We start from the raw sequence: 18,063 nt of genomic DNA on the forward strand, positions 1-18,063 counted from the left end.
ATCTATACTTTTTCCTGCGATCAATATAGTGTTTACAGTGTAGAGAATAACCGTGTAATGGAAGCTTTCCCATGCGACATCAAACAGCAGTAACTTGAAAAAGTAGTATGAATGAGCCTCCTTCAACATATGAATGTATAAATAACTTATGATGGAGGTTTTCCATGCTGAACGAATTATTGGACGCCTTTGAGATGGAACACAAATTTGCCCCGCAAACGATTGATAATTTATTAGACTATTGCCAGAAAAAATATATCCATGGCGAAATTGACCTTAAAACATATCGTGCGTTTTATAATTGTTTGCATGAAAAGGGTGCTGTTTCTGCACATGAAATATCAATTGAGAAAAAAGTTTAACCGTATCCATTGTTTGTAATTCCCAATCTCAAGTTTTCCTAATCTATTTTCCATGATTGAAATTCCACGATCCGGGTACATTGTTAATAAGCAATTTTCAAGGAGGAACTTTTATCATGGAAATGGAACAAAAAAACGGAACACAAACCCCTCCGGCTCAAATACAACACAAACAGCCCGGAATTGAAGCAAAAATGAATCCAGAACCAGCATATATTCGAAACGAATACAAAGGCAGTGATAAATTAAAGGATAAGGTTGCCATTATTACTGGCGGTGACAGTGGAATCGGTAGATCCGTAAGTGTACACTTTGCAAGAGAAGGTGCATCCGTCGCAATTATTTACTTGGATGAACATGAAGATGCGAATGATACAAAAAGACTGATTGAAAATGAAGGTCAGAAATGTATTTTAATTAACGGCGATATTGGGAATCAATCATTTTGTGAGGCTGCTGTTACCGAGGTATTAGACACATTCGGTAAAATTGATATACTCGTTAATAACGCTGCTGAACAGCACATACAGAATAGTATTATGGACATTACAAGTGAACAACTGGAAAAAACGTTCCGAACCAATATTTTCAGTATGTTTTATCTGACAAAAGCTGTATTACCGAACCTAAAATCAGGTAGCAGCATAATTAATACGTCCTCGATTACCGCTTATAAAGGAAATGTAGATTTAATTGATTATTCTGCTACAAAAGGAGCGATTACTTCCTTTACAAGATCGCTTTCCGGCTCCCTCGTTGATAAAGGCATTCGAGTAAACGGGGTTGCACCAGGGCCCATTTGGACACCTTTAATCCCAGCATCCTTTACGGAGGATAAAGTAAGTAATTTTGGTGCAAATGCACCAATGAAGCGACCTGGTCAGCCACAAGAATTAGGACCAGCGTATGTCTATTTAGCAAGTGAAGATGCAAGCTATATTACTGGCCAAATGATTCACATTAATGGCGGTACAATTGTAAACGGCTAACTAAACTCGACAAAGCTCTCCAGGAACGTTCCTTTTGGAGAGCCTTGTCCATATGTCAATTACATGTTCGACTTCTTTTGTTTAGCACTTAAGAATATAATTGCCCCAATAAACAAAACAAACACACCGACGACAAACCCGATAAATAACCAATTAAAGCCTGCGTCTGTTTGAACGGTATACACTTCAGCACTCTCCCGCGCTAAACCAATTCGGTAATCCCCATTTTCATTTTCTCTTACTAGATTATCACCGAGATATCCTCTTAACTCCATATTTGAAGGTATGTCTGAAACATCAACATATGCTGACTCACTACCATTGTTAATTGCGATATACATTGTTTCATCATTATAGGTTCGTTTAAAGACGCTTAGCGCACCAGAAGAATCAACGATTTCAAAATCACCATACCGCAGCACTGGAAACTCATTGCGTAATGCTGAGATTCGATTATGGAATTCCTTTAAATCTGGTTCTCCACTATTAAATGGTACTAAACGCTGGGATTCCTCTGCTTCTGTGCCATACATCGGAAGTTCACTTCCCTGAAGCAACATTGGCACTCCTGGTGTTGTATACATATAAGTTAATGCCAATGACCACGTTGTTAGCGTATTTCTTCCATTCTCAGAAAATTTCTGTGTAAAGCGTTCTGAATTAAAATCATCCATATACAATAAAGGCTGCTGATTTTTTGCTGTTTGCCATACTTCATAAATATTTTCCACCGCATTGTCTGGTTCAGCAAAAACCTCCACCATTGCATCATTTAAGCGCATATTGCCTACCGCATCCAATGCAGTGTCGTTTATTAATTCAGCATTATCCGCATCCGTAACGAGGATATCACCGAGCAGATAAAATTCAGGATTCAATTCTTTTATATACTGTGTAAAGCTCTCCAAAAATGTCAATGGTGCTTGATCAACTGCATGAAGCTTAAAGCCATCAATTGCTGTTTCCTCCATCCAATACGCAGCAACGTCTAGTAAATGAGCTTCCACCTCCGGATGCTCCAAATTTAAACGAACAGTGTTCTCCATCCAAGCTGGCTCTGTCAACTCATTGTCAATAAACCAATCTGCTTTTTCTGAATCATCGACGATTGGATGACTTGCAGCAACATAATTCGTAACAAATTCTATAACTACTTTCATATCACGATTATGTGCTTCTTCAATCAACGTATGTAAGTCTTCCATTGTTCCAATATGATCTTCCACCTGATAAAAATCTTCAATCCAATAGCCATGGAACCCATTGTCACTATTTTCCATCAAAGGGGATAAAGAGATTGTTGTAACCCCAATTTCCTGTAAGTCATCGAGCTTTGCAATTACTCCTTGAAGGTCCCCTCCGTGGTATGCTTGAGGATCATCAAGATTTACTTGAGTATCATTAGTCGGTGTGCCATTATTGTAACGATCAATCAAAATGTTATATATAATTTCATCCTCTAGTCCCCGTTCTCTTTCAGCTGCAACATTGGGAACAAATGTCATAAAAGCTATTAAACCTACTGCTAAAAACACCCCTGCTATTTTTTTCATAAATAATCCTCCATCGCTTTTCAAGCTGTAAACTATCTCTTTACTTAATTATTAAGGAAGGAGAAAAATAGTCAATCCCATTGCTTGGATTGTTGAAAAGCCTTCACATTATTGGGTTAAATACATTTAAAAAGACTGCCCAAAATGGACAGCCTTTTACCTTCGCTATTAAAAATAAAAGCCCATTGGCAAACGGAAAAAGCCAAGTACGAGTACAATGAGAAGTGCAATCCAAAATTGTATCCAAACACCTTTTGTTGGTTTTCCTTTGCCTAACTTTACAAGAATCATTTCCATTGCTGCAATAAGCCAGATTCCTGCAGCTCCCTTTGTAGCAGCTTCAGCCGGATAAGGCATTTGATAGCCGCCACTGAAATAATCCAACACGAGTACAATACCTGTATACAGAATAAACAGATAAACTAGACGTAAGATCATGTGAACGATTTTCGCTGGTTTTGCTTTTCCTTGTTTTTGCATTACGATTGCAACGATGAACAAAATTAATCCTAATACCCATCCTGTAATGTGCATATGTGTCATTAGTATGCTACCTCCTTATATCAGCATTTAAGGTTGTCCAAAAAGGTGTTAAAAATCTTCCTTTTGCACACATCGTTTAGAGCTGATATACCGATTTCTATTCGTATCATATCATGGAACTAAGAATAATTCATTTATTTGCTCTAAGGAGAAGTAATTCAATTCTAAAGCTGTTATACTAAACATGGTGTTTAAATTTTCCAATAATGGAGGGTCAAAATATGAGAAGTCAAGAGATTATCGACCAGACACAACAATTCGGTGCGAAGAACTATCATCCCCTTCCAGTAGTCATTTCAAAAGCAGAGAATGTTTGGCTCGAGGATCCAGAAAGAAATCGTTATTTGGATATGCTGAGCGCTTATTCAGCCGTTAATCAGGGGCACAGGCATCCTAAAATTATTGCAGCATTAAAAAAGCAGGCAGACAATGTCACTCTAACATCTAGGGCGTTTCATAATGATCAATTAGGACCGTGGTATGAAAAAATTTGCAAGCTGACAAATAAAGATATGGCACTTCCAATGAATACTGGAGCCGAAGCAGTGGAAACAGCAATTAAAGCTGCAAGGCGCTGGGCGTATGATGTCAAAAGAGTAGAAAATAACAAAGCTGAAATCATCGCTTGCGAAGGCAACTTTCATGGTCGAACAATGACAGCGGTTTCTTTATCCTCTGAACTTGAATACCAACGCGGCTTCGGGCCAATGCTCCCAGGGATTAAACTAATCCCGTACGGAGATATTGATGCTCTAAAGAATGCTATCAATGAGAATACGGCTGGTTTTCTTTTCGAACCAATTCAAGGAGAAGCCGGGATTATTATTCCACCTGATGGATTTCTAAAAGAAGCTTATAACGTGTGCAAGGAAAATAATGTCCTATATATTGCAGATGAAATTCAATCGGGACTTGGTCGAAGCGGAAAGCTATTTGCTTGCGACTGGGAGCATGTTTCTCCAGATATTTTAATTCTCGGAAAAGCCTTAGGTGGCGGCGTTTTCCCAATTTCCTGTATCGTTGCCAATAATGACATTCTTAGCGTGTTTAATCCTGGTTCACACGGTTCTACTTTTGGCGGGAACCCACTTGCTTGCGCTGTTTCCATTGCATCATTAGAGGTTCTGGAAGAAGAAAAGCTCGCTGATTGGTCCCTTGAGATGGGTAATCATATGCTCAATGAGCTTAGAAAAATTAATAACCCAATCATAAAGGAAGTACGTGGTAAAGGGTTATTTGTTGGTGTCGAGCTTACTGAAAGCGCTCGCCCATATTGCGAGGCATTAAAAGAGAAAGGTCTATTATGTAAAGAAACACATGAAAATGTCATCCGCTTTGCCCCTCCGCTTGTCATTTCTAAAAAAGACTTAGAGTGGGCTATAGTTCGAATCAAGGATGTACTGCAGCCTTAAAAAATAACATTAAAAATCACAGAAATGTCGATACATCAACGTTTCTGTGATTTTATTTTCAAGCTATTTCAGTTTTCTATATCGGTCACCTTTTTTTGCCCCCATGGCGCAAGCTGTATGGTGATTATTGATCGGTCCCTGACTGAACGATTAAAGTCAAAATCAGGATGAAACGATTCAATTCCATAGGTGACATGATATTCTTTCTGCATATCATTGTAATACTGATATCTCCCTTGGAGAACGATCTGGTCCTGTTCAGCATCTATTTTCTGATCGTTTGCTTTCACAATATGAAAGACACCATCCGAATCAGATTCGAGCAAGACATATATCTTCGTATTATAATCTACTTCTTCTGCAATTTCCCAAGCATCCTCTGCTATAAAATTAATCTCATAATCAATATATGTCATATGCTGATTATAGCTTCCATACGTATCCGTCATTTCCTCATGCTTACTAAGCAATTGTACCGTACGTCCATAATCATCGATAAAATAATATTGTACGCCTAAGAGAAAAAGTATCGCAATTTGCAGCAAAAGCAGGAGATAGAATAAGAAACGTTTCATGCTTACTCGCCCCCCTTTTGCTTATCAACAATTGTACGACGCTGTTTCTCGATTAAAAAACTAATTAAAAATAATAGAATTCCTCCAATTAAAAAGAAAAGTGACTTATTCATCGCATCCCATGCAAATTGAATATACACCGTGAAAACACTGACTAAAAACGAGATCGTTCCAATTAAAATATACTCACTATTGTCCTGCTTATAGCCAATAAAGAGCCAGACAAGCGAAAATATAAATAGAACAATCAAACTCATACCATATGAAAATGGTATAAACGCGATTGGTAAGAATAAAACGAAGTCAATCAGCTGATAGCTTCGATTATCTATTATTTTTATAGCTATTGCTGCACCAAACAACACGAACCAAACTATTATAAAGCTCCATTGAAGGGTTAGATTATCCATGTAAAATTCGTCTTGGAGAATAAAAGTTTGGTACATCCCGAATATAAAAATGGCAAGTAAGCTGATTATTTTAAAGGGCTTCCGATAAACTTGTTCTCTAATCAAATCACCAGCAACATACAAAATTAAAAAGTACAAAATCAACCAATAATACTGCTGGGACGCTGCAAAAACAAGCGTTAATAATTGCACAACAAAGCTTATACTAAACAGGTAGCTGAATAAATAATTCCGATGGTGGTAGACAAAATGACCAAAACCGAGCAGTAATAGAAACAGCAGAACCCAGCTAAAAGCTGAATTAATACTCGCATTGTATAGTTGGCCTATCGTTGTTACTGCAATTGCAACTGAAAACAATAATTTATGCTCATATATAAAATAGACGCCAAGACCTACAACTGCCCATATGATAAAGGGCCAAGCAAATGTCACTTGAATGTTGTAAATATCAATAGCTAATAGCATTCCCGCCCCGAAAGCAATATAGCCAAGCACAATAAAGCTGATTGCTATTAAATCTGCACTTTTTCGGTAACGTATATCTCCTAATACATAGAGCACAGTTGTTACGCTTGCAAGGATAACAATCCTTGATAAATGCGGTTCCCGCGCCCAGTCAGACATAATAAATGTCAAAAATCCGAGTGCCATTAGTAAAATAGCAAATAGAAGGATAATTGAATTTGGTCCACTTTTAGAATAGCGTTCTATAATCTTATCGTATTGCTCGTCAGAAATAATACCTTCTTCCACCCATGCTTTCGCTTCTCGTTTTAGCTTTTGCCTATTCATCTGTCAACCCTCCAGCTTTCGTAATGGCTGTCGCTTTCCATAGGTTAAACTACGCCATAGCCACTCAAATGGTCCAAACCGAAATCGCCTTAACCACCAGTTGCTAAGAAAGATTTGACCAATAAAAACAACAAGCACCATTCCTACTCCAGCTAGCGGACGAATCGAACCATATAAACCAAAACCAATACCATAAAAAAGAATAAAGCAAATTATTGACTGCATGAGGTAGTTGGTTAATGCCATTCTTCCAACTGCCGCAAAGGGCTGGATGATTTTCTGTCCAATTTTTCGCTGCGCTATAAACGTTATTGATATAATATAAAATATGGCCGAAAATGTCCCGCCAACATTATCCTGAAGGTAGGATATCCAAAGTGGATTCCCAACGAGATACGGCCCAATTTTTAACCCTATAAAACCAATGAGTGACACCAGCCAAAGCTTTCTCAAAATGGTTTTATGCTTCTCTGGCTCATGCAGCCAGCGCTTTCTTGCGATATACATGCCGAATAAAAATAATGGGAGTAATACCATAATAAGAAAGAAGAACCCTATTCCGCCATTGGAGTTCATCCAATCATTGTAATTTTGCTCCCAAATCGTAATAAGGCTCTCGCTTTGATAACTTGTAATAGCTTGCGTAATAGCGAGTTGGTTTGACCCTCCTAAAGCACTTCGCGTTCCATATAAAGCTAATGATAATAAACCAACACTTCCACCTAAAAGAGCTGCTCCCCATGCAAGCAAGGATGTATTGCTAGCTTTTAGAAACAATAGTAATAGCAGACCAATAAGACCATAGGATAGTAAAATATCTCCGTGCCAAATAGCAAATGCATGGATTACTCCGAACCCTACTAATATCGTTAACCGTTTCGCCAAAAAGCGGCTTACACGAATATTTCGTTCAACTAGCCTATCCTTCAGCAATTGGATTCCAAAACCAAATAAAAGTGAAAACAGCGTATAAAAGCTTGCTTGAAAAAACATATCAATCAATGCTTGTGTATAGCGGTCAGCGGTAGAATTCCACACCGCAGTTGCACCACCATAGATAAAGTAAGGAGCTGAGAAAGCTCCAATATTTACAATGAATATACCGAAAATAGCAAAGCCTCGTGCAGCATCGATTGCTGCAAGCCGATTCTTCTCTTTAGTTGGTGCTGCATTTATATCCATCATCGATATCCTTTCAATTCCGGTTTCTATCTAAAAAAACTAGCATGTAGTGAGAATTATCCCCCACTACATGCAATTTCAAACCAATTGTGATTACACTTCGAGCAATAGATCCTTAGCAAAGAAATACAAATACGTTTCCTTCACTGGTTCTTTCCAGATCGTTTCTAATGCTGTTCGGTAAAGCTTCATTTGTGTTTCATATCGACTTACTAATTGTACCTTTACCTCTTCTGTAACATCTGCTGTAATCGCATCTGTTTTATAATCTAAAATAATCCAGCCATCATCACTTTGAATTACGCAATCAATCACACCCTGAATCAATACTTGCTCATCTGTCTCACTTTCCCAATTTGCATAAACCTTGCTTGCAGGCAACGTTAAACTAAACGGAATTTCACGAATGACCTGTGGACTTTCCATTATCCGTTCGGCAATTTCAGAATGGAAAAACTGCTCAATGGCTTCACTGTCAATAACAGAAGCTTCTACACGCGTCAATATTTCTTTATCAGCCAACATTTCCACTGTTTCCTCGATTTCCTTTTTCTTCAGTAGTTTACGTATTGGCAAATGCTGCATGACCGTATGCAAGGCTGTCCCTTTTTCTGCAGCTGTTACCTGTCTTTCCTGCTGCATGAAATTTGGACGCTTAATAATTGGCGCTCGGAAGGCTTGTACAAAGCGATCATCACTATATTCGTCCTTCATTTCCTGCTGACGCTTCAATTCTGTAACAGACTGCTTTGCACGTGACCTTGCCGCTTCGCTAAATGGATAGTGATAAGATAAACGTTCATCAACAAATTTTTCTAATGTTTTATCCCCGATGTGTACAGGCTGCCATTCGTTAATCTTCTCTTTTAAATTCAAATCTGTTTCGACTGTTCTTTCTTCCAAATTTGTCAATTCACTAGCATGGATAATCGAAATATCCCACTTTGATGGATCTGCTTTGATTTCATCTAATACACCATTGCCGATTCCCTCTTCACGAAGCACCTCTGATTCTTGGTGACGGATGAGAGCTGGTCCAACCCAGTCCAAGTATGTTTTCGATTCCGCTCGGAAGTATGCTGGCAGTACCCAGTCTGGATGATTTTGTATTTTTTGCCATTTTTGCAGCTTTTTCTCAACAGATGCTACATTCCCAACCATTACTAATTTCTCCTTTGCTCTTGTCAAAGCTACGTAAAGCACTCGCATTTCCTCTGCAAGCAGCTCCCTTCGCATTTCCTCCTTAAAAGCATGATAAAATAGTGTCGGATAGGTGATGCGCTTGATTGGATCAATATACTTACTCGCTAACCCTAAATCTTTATGCAGTAAGTATTTTTGCATTAAATCCCGCTGATTAAACAGCTTGTCCATTGCACCAACAATAACAACCGGAAATTCCAGCCCTTTACTCTTATGAATCGTCATGATACGCACAACATCTTCTTGTTCACTAAGCGCCCGAGCTGACCCTAAATCATCGCCACGCTCTTCCATTCTTTCAATAAATCGGAGAAAACGGAATAGTCCTCGGAAGGAAGTTGTTTCATAGCCTCTTGCCCGATCATAAAGTGCCCTTAGATTCGCCTGACGCTGTCTTCCGCCTGGCATCCCACCAACAAAGTCATAGTAGCCTGTTTCCCGATAAATATCCCAAATCAACTCTGATAATGCACCTTGTCTGGACGCTAAGCGAAATTGTTCAAGCTGTTCTAAGAACCGATTTAATTTCGTGGCCGTTTCATTTGTTTGCTGTTTTGAATAGGTAAGGACAGCTTCGTAAAAAGAATCCTGTTTTGCCGCTAGACGTATTGCAGCAAGCTCATCCTCATTTAAACCAACTATCGGTGATTTTAAAACTGAAGCGAGTGGAATATCCTGCCTTGGATTATCAATCGCCTTCAACAGACTAAGCATTACCTTTACTTCAATCGCTTCAAAATAACCTGTTGAAAGCTCTGCATAGACTGGAATTCCTTGCTTTTTCAGCTCATCTACAATTGTTGGTGCCCATGTCATCGAGCGCATTAAAATCACGATGTCGCGGTATTGCAGATCTCGTTGTGATTGGGTCGCTTTATCAACAACCTGCATTGGCTTAGTGCCTTCTTTTGTACCAATCCAAGTTTTAATTTTTTCTGCATACGATCTTGCCTCTAACTGCGCCTTTTCTAAATCCTGAAAATCTTCTTCTTCATCTGATACCTCGGCATGCTCTTCCCCTGTTTCCCGATCAATTAACAGCAGCTCGGGAAAAGGTTTATCAAACGGCATATCCTCATACATTTTATTTCCATAGATCAGCTCAGCATCCTGATCATAATCAATCTCACCAAGCTCTTCATTTAAAATTTGTCTAAATATATAGTTCGCACCAATTAAAACCTGTTCCCTGCTGCGGAAATTACTTGCCAAATCAATTCGTTTTGCTTGCTCTTCTTCTCGTGCAAATCGCTTATACTTTTCGATAAAAAGGGATGGTTCTGCATGGCGGAACCGATAAATACTTTGTTTCACATCCCCTACCATAAACATGTTTCCATCCTCTGAGCGATCGCTAATCAATGTCAAAATCGTTTCCTGAACAAGGTTTGTATCTTGATACTCATCAACTAGAACCTCGCTGAACTGCTTTTGAAACCCGATCGCTACGTTTGATGGAATGATGTTATCTGCTGTCGATGCCTCGCTGGCAAGCAGCTGCAAGCAATAATGCTCTAAATCCGAGAAGTCCACCAATGCTTTCTCACGCTTCAGTTCAGTAAATCGGTTTTTAAATTGTTTTACGAGCTCTGTCAACTGTTTAATTACTGGTGCAAGCTCACGCATATCCTCGATATGACTGGATAAATTCCGCCTGAACCATTCGCTGTTCATATCGTCCCAGCGTTTCTTGTAGCTTTTTCTTAGCTGTTTCACTTTTTCCTTCTTTTGCTCATTACAGTCAGCTTTTTTCCCCGAAAGCCTGCCGAAGGACTTCGATGACATGAACTGCTGCAATTCATCCCATGAATCAACCAAATTCATTGCTTCATGCAACAACGCAATTTCCGTATCAATCGTATCCGCATAATGGTATGGTCCATCATTTTCCCGGGTTATGCTTAAAGCAAGCTCCATTTCTTGACGGATTGCTTCAAACTGGTTGTTCACTTCCCGTTTTATTATCGTTAACCAAGCTAAATCCTCCTCTTTCCAATCCTCCGGAATATGATAGGATTCAGCTAACTTATCTAGCCATTTTTCTGGCCATGGATTCTGTGTTGCAAATGTGTATAAATCCAGGATTAAATTTTCCACTTCAAGGTCGCTTCGATCATTAGAAAAACGGTCGACAACCGCGAAAAACGCTTGTTGTTCCCCCGGTTCAGCCCCATACCATTCTTCAAATAAATCCTCCAAAACTTCCTGCTTGATAAGATCCCCTTCCATATCATCGGCAATTCGAAAAGATGGATCCATATCAATCAAATACGCATATTTTCGAACGACATCAAGGCAAAAGGAGTGCAAGGTGGAAATGGAAGCACGCTGCAATAAGGAAAGCTGTTTCTTTAAATGCATGGATGTCGGATTTTCTGCTAATGCTTTTTCAAGTGCAATTCCGACCCGATTACGCATCTCCTGTGCCGCAGCATTCGTAAATGTCACGACAAGCAAAGAGTCGATATCAACTGGATTGCTAGTAGATAACAGCTTTTTAATAATCCGTTCAACGAGTACGGCTGTTTTTCCAGAACCCGCTGCTGCGGCTACGAGAATATCGCTTCCGGCAGTATAAATCGCCTCTTCCTGTTCCTTTGTCCAATTAACCATATGTTTACTCCTCTCTTAGTTTTTTAGAAAACTTTGTATGCACCAAGCCTTTCGAAGAAATCTAAAGTTGCACTTATGCAAATTGGTAAGTATTATACTTACTTATTTGCCCAGAATATCCTGTTCTTTTATCTCTTTAAGCTTCCGGTAATTATTCTCTCGTAATTCTGGATCAAATTGACAAACCGAATGAAACGGACAAAATGTACATGCAATCTGCTCTTTATGCTGGTATGGATTTAAATCCACGCCACCAGATGTCATATCAAGCCCTGCGTTTCGCATTAATTGATGAATATGATGTTGTAAGCTGGAAAACGTTTCTTGATCCGCAATTTTGGAATAACCATAAAACCCGCCACTCTTTTTAATACCAGCAGGTACAATTTGACTGGATCCTGACTCCAGTGACTTGTCCATCATTTTGACAATCTCTTCATCAGATAAAAGCAAGCCTTGCATTTTATATTTTTTAAAGATTTCTTCACTAATTTGATCATCATTCATTTTTTGTTTACTTGAAATCATTGGATTATGGACATGGAAATAAAGAACACCTGCTGGGCTCGCTTTCGTGCCAAGCCACTGTTCCGAATGCGTTAAGACGACATCTAAATAAGCAAGCATCTGTAATGCAATACCATAATAAACCTCCATTAGATTTAAGCCTTTCGCACTTGATTTATAATCAATAATTCTCAAATATAGATTATCTTCATTCAAAGCCTTATCGACACGGTCAATTCTTCCGCGAAGCAAAAGCTCATATCCATTCGACAATTGCATTTTTAATGGTGGAAGCTTTTCCTTGTCACCAAAGCCAAGCTCTAATCCAACTGGCGAGAAATTACTCTGTCTTGCTTGTTCACTTAGAATATAGGTGGCTCTCGCGATAACCTCCTGCAGCTTTTGCTGAATATATTTATATCGATTCGAGCTGTGAAGAATTTGATGCTGTAAAATAGGAGCAAGATTAAATACAGCCTTTCCGGCATAGCCATCTGCATCCTTTTTCGTTAGCTGTGCAAAGTCTTTTCCTTCACCTTGAATCCAATCGGTAATGATTTTTAACGCTTCATGGAAAAGCTGACCAATATCTGGCGCATCTAATTTATACGTCCTTCGTTCATCTAGCTTCAAGCTATATTTCGCAAAATGCTGATACGAGCATCTGTAATATGTCTCCAGTCTGCTTACACTTGCCTTCACTTGTTTCGGATAAAGCTCTTCCACTGTATCCTTCGCTAGATTGCTAGGTTTATTTTCATAATATAAGCTTTGTAATATCTTATAGGTTGTACTATATTTTGGCTGGTGTTCCACATACCAGTTATACACTTCCCACCAGACAGGCTGTATTGGATAGCCTTTTTGGCTTCTTGCCAATTGTGCTGTCAATGCCGATCTTGTTTTTACTGGTGCCGTGATAAAGCGTTCTGCTTCTGCTAATTCATCCGGATCCTGCAGTAATAAATGATTACAGCAAGACGGGAATAAATCTTCAATACGCTTAATAAGCTGCGATGGCATTTTGGCCTTCCCTTCCTCATCACTCAATGGATAACTAATCATCAGCCTGTCTTGTGCAGCTGTAAACGCAATATACATATAAAACCAATCATCTAATAATTGACGCTTTCCGCTTTCCGCTAGCTTCATACCATTTTCTGCTAAAAGTGCTCTTTCTTCTTCATTAATCATGCTATCAGCTGGCGGCTTCAATGGCCAAATTCCATCGTTTACACCGAGAAGAAATGCACATTGCACCCCACTAAGCCGTGAACGATCAACTGTCCCGACAATAACATGATCCATGCTTGGAGGTACATGGGCAAATTTTAGCGTTTCAAATCCAGCATCAAGCGTTGCCCGGAAAGTTGCCAATTTCATCGGTTCATCTCCAGCCATTTCCACCATCTCATCAAATAACTGAATCACCGCTGCCCAGACCTGTTCCTGCTCTCTTCCTTTTTCGATTTTGCCATGCTCATCATAATAAGTTCGCATTTCTTCCAGGCGCTCCGGAACACCAAGCTTTTCTAGTAGCAAATAGGTTATTTCAGATAATTCTCTTACAGTAGCCGCTTTTCTTATCTGTTCATCAAATGGCTGTAATGCCTTTACAATTTGCGCTCGGTATGCATTAATCCTCTCCTGGGTTTGTTTTTCCATATCGGTTTGCACATTATTGTCAAAACCGCGGAACCTTTGAAACTTCCATTCCTCATCACTAAACCAACGTTCCCGTGAACGAATTCCATATTCTAATACGTAATTCTCTAACTCATCAATTGCATCATTTGTTAAAGGAAATTTTTGGTTTGATACTGGAATAAACCCTGTTTTTAACACACGGAAAACAGCATCATATCGCCAGTTTCCTTCGACGATATCAAGCATGGAACGAATAAATTCTATCAATGCATGGTTCAGCATCGTTCTTTTTTCATCGATAAATACCGGGATATCATGGTCATCGAAAATTGTTTGAATTAAATCGTGATAAACATCTGTTTGCCTAATAAAAATAGCAATATCTTGAAAGCGATACTTCTCCTCTCGAACAAGGCGCAATATTTCCTGTGCAACCCCTTCTACCTCCGCGCGCGGGTGTACCGCTTCAGCTATTTGAATTGGCACTTCACCATGGAATTCAGGTGACGGCCTGACATCAAAATTTTGTTCTAAATGTGCAAAATACGGTCTATCCTTGAATCTGCCATTAGCTGGATGCATAACGATTGTTTCATCAACCATCACGTAATTCTCATATGCGATTTGCTTTAGGATATGATACGTTTCCGATGTTTGATGAAACAGGTCAAGCTCAGAAATCGTATCATTCGGATTATCAACTGCAAGTGTAATCGTAACCGAGTGACATTGCTTCATTAGGGCTTCAACAACAACAAGCTCATTTGGCGTAAAGCTGTGAAATCCATCAATATAAATTTCTGCATCTTTTAAAATCGATGATTCACCTATTTTCTCGGCTAATAGCTGTAATTGATCTTCTCCGTCCATGTAATGATCCTTTAATGCCGCAATAAGTTTTTCATAAATATATACTAAATCATCAAGCTTATTCACCAAAGCTACTTCACCAGGTTCTTTATGTACAAACTGGTTCATATGCTCCATTTGCATGTGTAAAATCTCTGGTGTTACTTGGTATCTCTTAAATTCCGTTATCATTTGCTCCAATTGATTCAGGAAGCCTTGTTTTTCCATTGCTTTTTGAAAAACCTGCCATTCTCCCTGCTTCTCTTCAATTATTTTGCGAAGCATCATTTGCAGTCCAATTGAGCTTATAAATTGTCTTGTACCTCCCCCCGTCTCTTGCAATATCCGCCATGCAAGTCGGGAAAAGCTTACTACCTGTGCACGTATGCTTCCTTTTATATGTTCATCATTAAACAATGCAAATTCCTGCTGAAATGTCATTTGGTCTGGAACGACATAAAATATTGGAGAACCTTGAGGATTTGCTAACAGTTTCTCTTTGATTTCATCTAATGTTCTTCCGCTTTTCCCCGTACCAGATCTTCCCATGATAAATCGTAATCCCATTGGTGTTAGCCCTCCTTAAACTATAAAAGATTGTTGCTTTTTGACACAATAAATATAAAACTTCGAACTAACGTGTAATGTTTGTGCGTATACTCGCTCCGGAACGCTTTCCGCGGGTGACCCGAAGCGATCCCGGACGGCGATTATTGCACGTACTGGAAGAAAACAGCCGAGAAGTTAGTTCGCAGTTTCTTCCAACTACGAAGCTTATGAAGCAACAAATTTTACAAAAACAGTCAAATAATAAATAGAGCTCCTACCTATTTTACCAAAAGTAGAAGCTCCAATATAGCTATAACTATTTACCAAAACTAAGCTTTGTCTGGGAGAGTGGCCAGTATTTAATATCTACCTTACCAACAAGCTGATCCATTGATATAAATCCAAATGCTCGGCTGTCATAACTGTCACCACGATTGTCTCCCATAACAAATAACTGACCTTCGGGAACAACTTTTTCTCCTGTTAATTCAGTAAGTGTAAAATTCTTTGTATATGGATGATTGTCACTGGCCTGCACATAACCATCCACCTGCAAGAATTTCTCTGGAACGTATTCGCCATTAATGTACAGCTTATCGTTCGTATACTCAATCTCATCACCAGGCAAGCCAATGACCCGTTTTACATAATCATCTTCTTCATTCGCATGGAATACAATAACATCAAAGCGACCTACATCTCTTATATTATATACAACCTTATTCACAATTAATAAATTGCCATCGTACAGCGTTGGCTGCATTGATTCACCATCAACAACATAACTTGCAAAGATGCTTGATCTGAGAATTACCGCAAATAAAACTGCAAGTATGACCAAAGGAATGAGTCTGCGATAATTAATTTTTTTCATCTTCATCTTCCTCCAGGATATTATATTCTTATCATACCCTAGAGGACGCCCTTTTAATCTTTCTTCCTATCCGGATAAGCCTTTTCCACAGCTTTCTTTTGTAATTTTTGCTCTAGGTATTTTCCTAACATCCAAAAAAGGAAAATACCAATACCAACAACAATTGTTCGAACTGGATTTTTTGCGAATTCCATAATGCTGGAACCAACATAGGATATCGAGAAAATCATAACTGCTTTCCCTAGAAAAACAGCAAGAATAAATTGATGGGTACTAACTTTAGACAGCCCTGCGACAACATTAATAATAGCGGATGGCGAAAACGGAAAACAAAGCAGAAGAAACAGCGGGCCAAATCCATGTCTTTCCACCCATGCTGTAATCCTCTTTACTTGATTGTTTTTACGGATTTTTACAAACAGTTTTGTGTTTCCAAGCCTTCTGATAACAACAAATACAACGATTGCTCCACTACTGGCACCAATCCAGGAAAACAAAAATCCTTCCAGCAATCCATATGCCGCCGCATTACCTAGTACAAAAACGATTAACGGTAAGAAAGGCAAGAAAGCTTCTATAAATGGCAAAATTATCCCTGGTAACGGCCCTAGTCCTTCATACTGTTCCAATAATTGCTCTATAAAATTTTCTAGTCCTTCCGTTTCAAGAACGTTTTTCCAATTAGAAAAAGTGATGTTTGACAAGTACATGTAGTCTAATTCCCCTCGTTAACAAAAGCAATTTTCGATTATAAAGGTGGGTGTTTAAAAAATCCGATGATAGTGACACATTAAATTTTCCGGTTCTTTTCATTCACCTTTTTACTCTTACCTATAAATACAATTATCTCATTATATATTCTAAAGTAAACAATGAAAAATGCATAATTTTAAATTAGCTATTTGGCCACTTTCTTTTTATTACGCAAGTATTTTTATTTTAGTAGTGTAATTTTTTTTACTTTAGCATATAATAATACAGGAACTTATGTTCTGTTTCAGGAGGAGGGTATCGAAATGCGCTATCTTTCAGATGAAGAATTAGAACTAGGCACGCGCTTTCTTTTTTTATCAATGGCAATAGTTGTCATCAGACAGGATATGGATCATATTCAGCATGGCGGCTTCAAAATTAAGGAATTTTATATAAGACTCTTAAAGAAGATGGAAGAACAAGCATCCAATGAACGGAGGGAACTTCGTGTAGCGATGAAGCAGAAGAAAATGCAGGTAATTACATTAAATAAAAATGACTCGTTTTCCTCATTCCTTTTTATTTGTCAAAATCGGGAAGAAAAGCGAAATTATTTCAACCCTGCAATTCGTAAAAAAGTAGAAGCTATCTTAGATGAACTCATTGGGAAGGATCTCCTACCGCACCAGTCTGATACTGCTGAAAGAGTCTAATTCGATGATCCAACAAGTAGCGAAATTGGGCAGTGCGCTGCAATTGATTCATGATGGAACCATACGATGTATCAATAACAATCTTTCTGCCATTTGTAAACTGAATTTCAGTACGTTTATCAGCAGCTTTTCTTATTTTATCAATATATGAATGCGCAATCCAAGAACATCTTCGATTGCTAGGTGAAGTAGTTGGGAAAAAGTACATTCCACTTGAAGGGTCGATGGAGATTGGTGCTTTATGGGTAATTCCGCTAATGTCTCTGGTTCCGTCCTGCCTGCCTTTTAGACTGCTACCGAAGAAGCGGCATGCATGGTCAATAATCTTTGTCGGGGAGTGATCAACCACATATTCTGCATCCTCCTCTATTACACGTGTAACTGCATCACCATTTACATCACGCAAAGATAAGATTGCCATTGTAACAGGAGTTATTTCATGAGAGGTAAAATAATAATTTTCCATTAATTGATTCTTCCTTTCTAAAAAATAAAAAGAAAGTGGCTCAAGGACTAATTTACCATATTTGTGTAAATAATGGTAGTGAAAAACCAAATATTGAGAAAAATTAACTTGGGATATAACAAAAGCAC

The 18,063-nt window shown here is 38.6% G+C and carries 14 protein-coding genes; 4 read left to right on the forward strand and 10 right to left on the reverse strand.

Annotated elements, in window-relative coordinates:
• Window positions 1-164 precede the first annotated feature (164 nt).
• On the forward strand, window positions 165-362 hold the full coding sequence (gene yppF, locus NYE61_RS06525; RefSeq protein ID WP_303448002.1) for a YppF family protein: 198 nt from the start codon (window positions 165-167) through the stop codon (window positions 360-362).
• Window positions 363-478: 116 nt separating this feature from the next.
• Window positions 479-1,351 (forward strand): SDR family oxidoreductase, encoded by an 873-nt coding sequence (locus tag NYE61_RS06530; protein ID WP_118888738.1) that lies wholly within the window; start codon window positions 479-481, stop codon window positions 1,349-1,351.
• Between the two features lie 59 nt (window positions 1,352-1,410).
• Here the strand turns inward: NYE61_RS06530 and NYE61_RS06535 are convergent, their stop codons facing one another.
• Window positions 1,411-2,904 carry an alpha-amylase family glycosyl hydrolase gene (locus NYE61_RS06535; protein ID WP_303448004.1) on the reverse strand — a complete coding sequence of 498 codons (1,494 nt, stop codon included), beginning with the start codon at window positions 2,902-2,904 and terminating at the stop codon, window positions 1,411-1,413.
• A gap of 168 nt (window positions 2,905-3,072) precedes the next feature.
• A complete protein-coding gene (locus tag NYE61_RS06540; protein ID WP_095309575.1) occupies window positions 3,073-3,447 on the reverse strand; it encodes a YisL family protein in 375 nt (124 codons plus the stop codon).
• A 221-nt stretch (window positions 3,448-3,668) separates the two neighbouring features.
• Between NYE61_RS06540 and NYE61_RS06545 the strand changes: the two genes are divergently transcribed.
• A complete protein-coding gene (locus NYE61_RS06545) occupies window positions 3,669-4,859 on the forward strand; it encodes an ornithine--oxo-acid transaminase (protein ID WP_303448006.1) in 1,191 nt (396 codons plus the stop codon).
• A gap of 68 nt (window positions 4,860-4,927) precedes the next feature.
• On the opposite strand, the gene NYE61_RS06550 is transcribed toward NYE61_RS06545, so the two are convergent.
• From NYE61_RS06550 to NYE61_RS06580, 7 genes are all read right to left on the reverse strand, one after another.
• On the reverse strand, window positions 4,928-5,434 hold the full coding sequence (locus tag NYE61_RS06550) for a GDYXXLXY domain-containing protein (RefSeq protein WP_303448007.1): 507 nt from the start codon (window positions 5,432-5,434) through the stop codon (window positions 4,928-4,930).
• Between the two features lie 2 nt (window positions 5,435-5,436).
• Window positions 5,437-6,639: a DUF2157 domain-containing protein gene (locus tag NYE61_RS06555; RefSeq protein ID WP_303448008.1), complete on the reverse strand. Its 1,203-nt coding sequence runs from the start codon at window positions 6,637-6,639 to the stop codon at window positions 5,437-5,439.
• 3 nt (window positions 6,640-6,642) lie between these two features.
• On the reverse strand, window positions 6,643-7,824 hold the full coding sequence (locus tag NYE61_RS06560) for a DUF418 domain-containing protein (protein ID WP_339317147.1): 1,182 nt from the start codon (window positions 7,822-7,824) through the stop codon (window positions 6,643-6,645).
• Between the two features lie 90 nt (window positions 7,825-7,914).
• Entirely contained in the window at window positions 7,915-11,637 is a 3,723-nt protein-coding gene (addA, locus tag NYE61_RS06565) for a helicase-exonuclease AddAB subunit AddA (RefSeq protein WP_303448010.1), read from the reverse strand.
• A gap of 102 nt (window positions 11,638-11,739) precedes the next feature.
• Window positions 11,740-15,207 (reverse strand): helicase-exonuclease AddAB subunit AddB, encoded by a 3,468-nt coding sequence (gene addB, locus NYE61_RS06570; RefSeq protein ID WP_303448011.1) that lies wholly within the window; start codon window positions 15,205-15,207, stop codon window positions 11,740-11,742.
• A gap of 298 nt (window positions 15,208-15,505) precedes the next feature.
• A complete protein-coding gene (lepB, locus tag NYE61_RS06575; RefSeq protein ID WP_303448012.1) occupies window positions 15,506-16,063 on the reverse strand; it encodes a signal peptidase I in 558 nt (185 codons plus the stop codon).
• Between the two features lie 53 nt (window positions 16,064-16,116).
• Window positions 16,117-16,773: a TVP38/TMEM64 family protein gene (locus NYE61_RS06580; protein ID WP_303448013.1), complete on the reverse strand. Its 657-nt coding sequence runs from the start codon at window positions 16,771-16,773 to the stop codon at window positions 16,117-16,119.
• 306 nt (window positions 16,774-17,079) lie between these two features.
• Between NYE61_RS06580 and NYE61_RS06585 the strand changes: the two genes are divergently transcribed.
• A complete protein-coding gene (locus NYE61_RS06585; protein ID WP_303448014.1) occupies window positions 17,080-17,469 on the forward strand; it encodes a hypothetical protein in 390 nt (129 codons plus the stop codon).
• Here NYE61_RS06585 and NYE61_RS06590 read toward each other — a convergent pair.
• The gene (locus tag NYE61_RS06590) at window positions 17,417-17,935 is read right to left on the reverse strand and encodes a competence protein ComK (protein ID WP_303448015.1); all 519 of its coding nucleotides are present in this window, start codon (window positions 17,933-17,935) and stop codon (window positions 17,417-17,419) included. The genes NYE61_RS06585 and NYE61_RS06590 overlap by 53 nt on opposite strands.
• Window positions 17,936-18,063 lie beyond the last annotated feature (128 nt).

Source organism: Oceanobacillus sp. FSL W7-1304, from assembly GCF_037969805.1.
Lineage (GTDB): Bacteria > Bacillota > Bacilli > Bacillales > Amphibacillaceae > Oceanobacillus > Oceanobacillus profundus.

Excerpts from the sequence above, each read along its gene's own strand:
- addB (WP_303448011.1), bottom strand. The coding sequence starts at position 15,207 with ATGGGATTACGATTTATCATGGGAAGATCTGGTACGGGGAAAAGCGGA.
- yppF (WP_303448002.1), top strand. The coding sequence starts at position 165 with ATGCTGAACGAATTATTGGACGCCTTTGAGATGGAACACAAATTTGCC.
- NYE61_RS06550 (WP_303448007.1), bottom strand. The coding sequence starts at position 5,434 with ATGAAACGTTTCTTATTCTATCTCCTGCTTTTGCTGCAAATTGCGATA.
- NYE61_RS06585 (WP_303448014.1), top strand. The coding sequence starts at position 17,080 with ATGCGCTATCTTTCAGATGAAGAATTAGAACTAGGCACGCGCTTTCTT.
- NYE61_RS06590 (WP_303448015.1), bottom strand. The coding sequence starts at position 17,935 with ATGGAAAATTATTATTTTACCTCTCATGAAATAACTCCTGTTACAATG.
- lepB (WP_303448012.1), bottom strand. The coding sequence starts at position 16,063 with ATGAAAAAAATTAATTATCGCAGACTCATTCCTTTGGTCATACTTGCA.
- NYE61_RS06545 (WP_303448006.1), top strand. The coding sequence starts at position 3,669 with ATGAGAAGTCAAGAGATTATCGACCAGACACAACAATTCGGTGCGAAG.
- NYE61_RS06580 (WP_303448013.1), bottom strand. The coding sequence starts at position 16,773 with ATGTACTTGTCAAACATCACTTTTTCTAATTGGAAAAACGTTCTTGAA.
- NYE61_RS06540 (WP_095309575.1), bottom strand. The coding sequence starts at position 3,447 with ATGACACATATGCACATTACAGGATGGGTATTAGGATTAATTTTGTTC.
- addA (WP_303448010.1), bottom strand. The coding sequence starts at position 11,637 with ATGGTTAATTGGACAAAGGAACAGGAAGAGGCGATTTATACTGCCGGA.
- NYE61_RS06560 (WP_339317147.1), bottom strand. The coding sequence starts at position 7,824 with ATGATGGATATAAATGCAGCACCAACTAAAGAGAAGAATCGGCTTGCA.
- NYE61_RS06535 (WP_303448004.1), bottom strand. The coding sequence starts at position 2,904 with ATGAAAAAAATAGCAGGGGTGTTTTTAGCAGTAGGTTTAATAGCTTTT.
- NYE61_RS06555 (WP_303448008.1), bottom strand. The coding sequence starts at position 6,639 with ATGAATAGGCAAAAGCTAAAACGAGAAGCGAAAGCATGGGTGGAAGAA.
- NYE61_RS06530 (WP_118888738.1), top strand. The coding sequence starts at position 479 with ATGGAAATGGAACAAAAAAACGGAACACAAACCCCTCCGGCTCAAATA.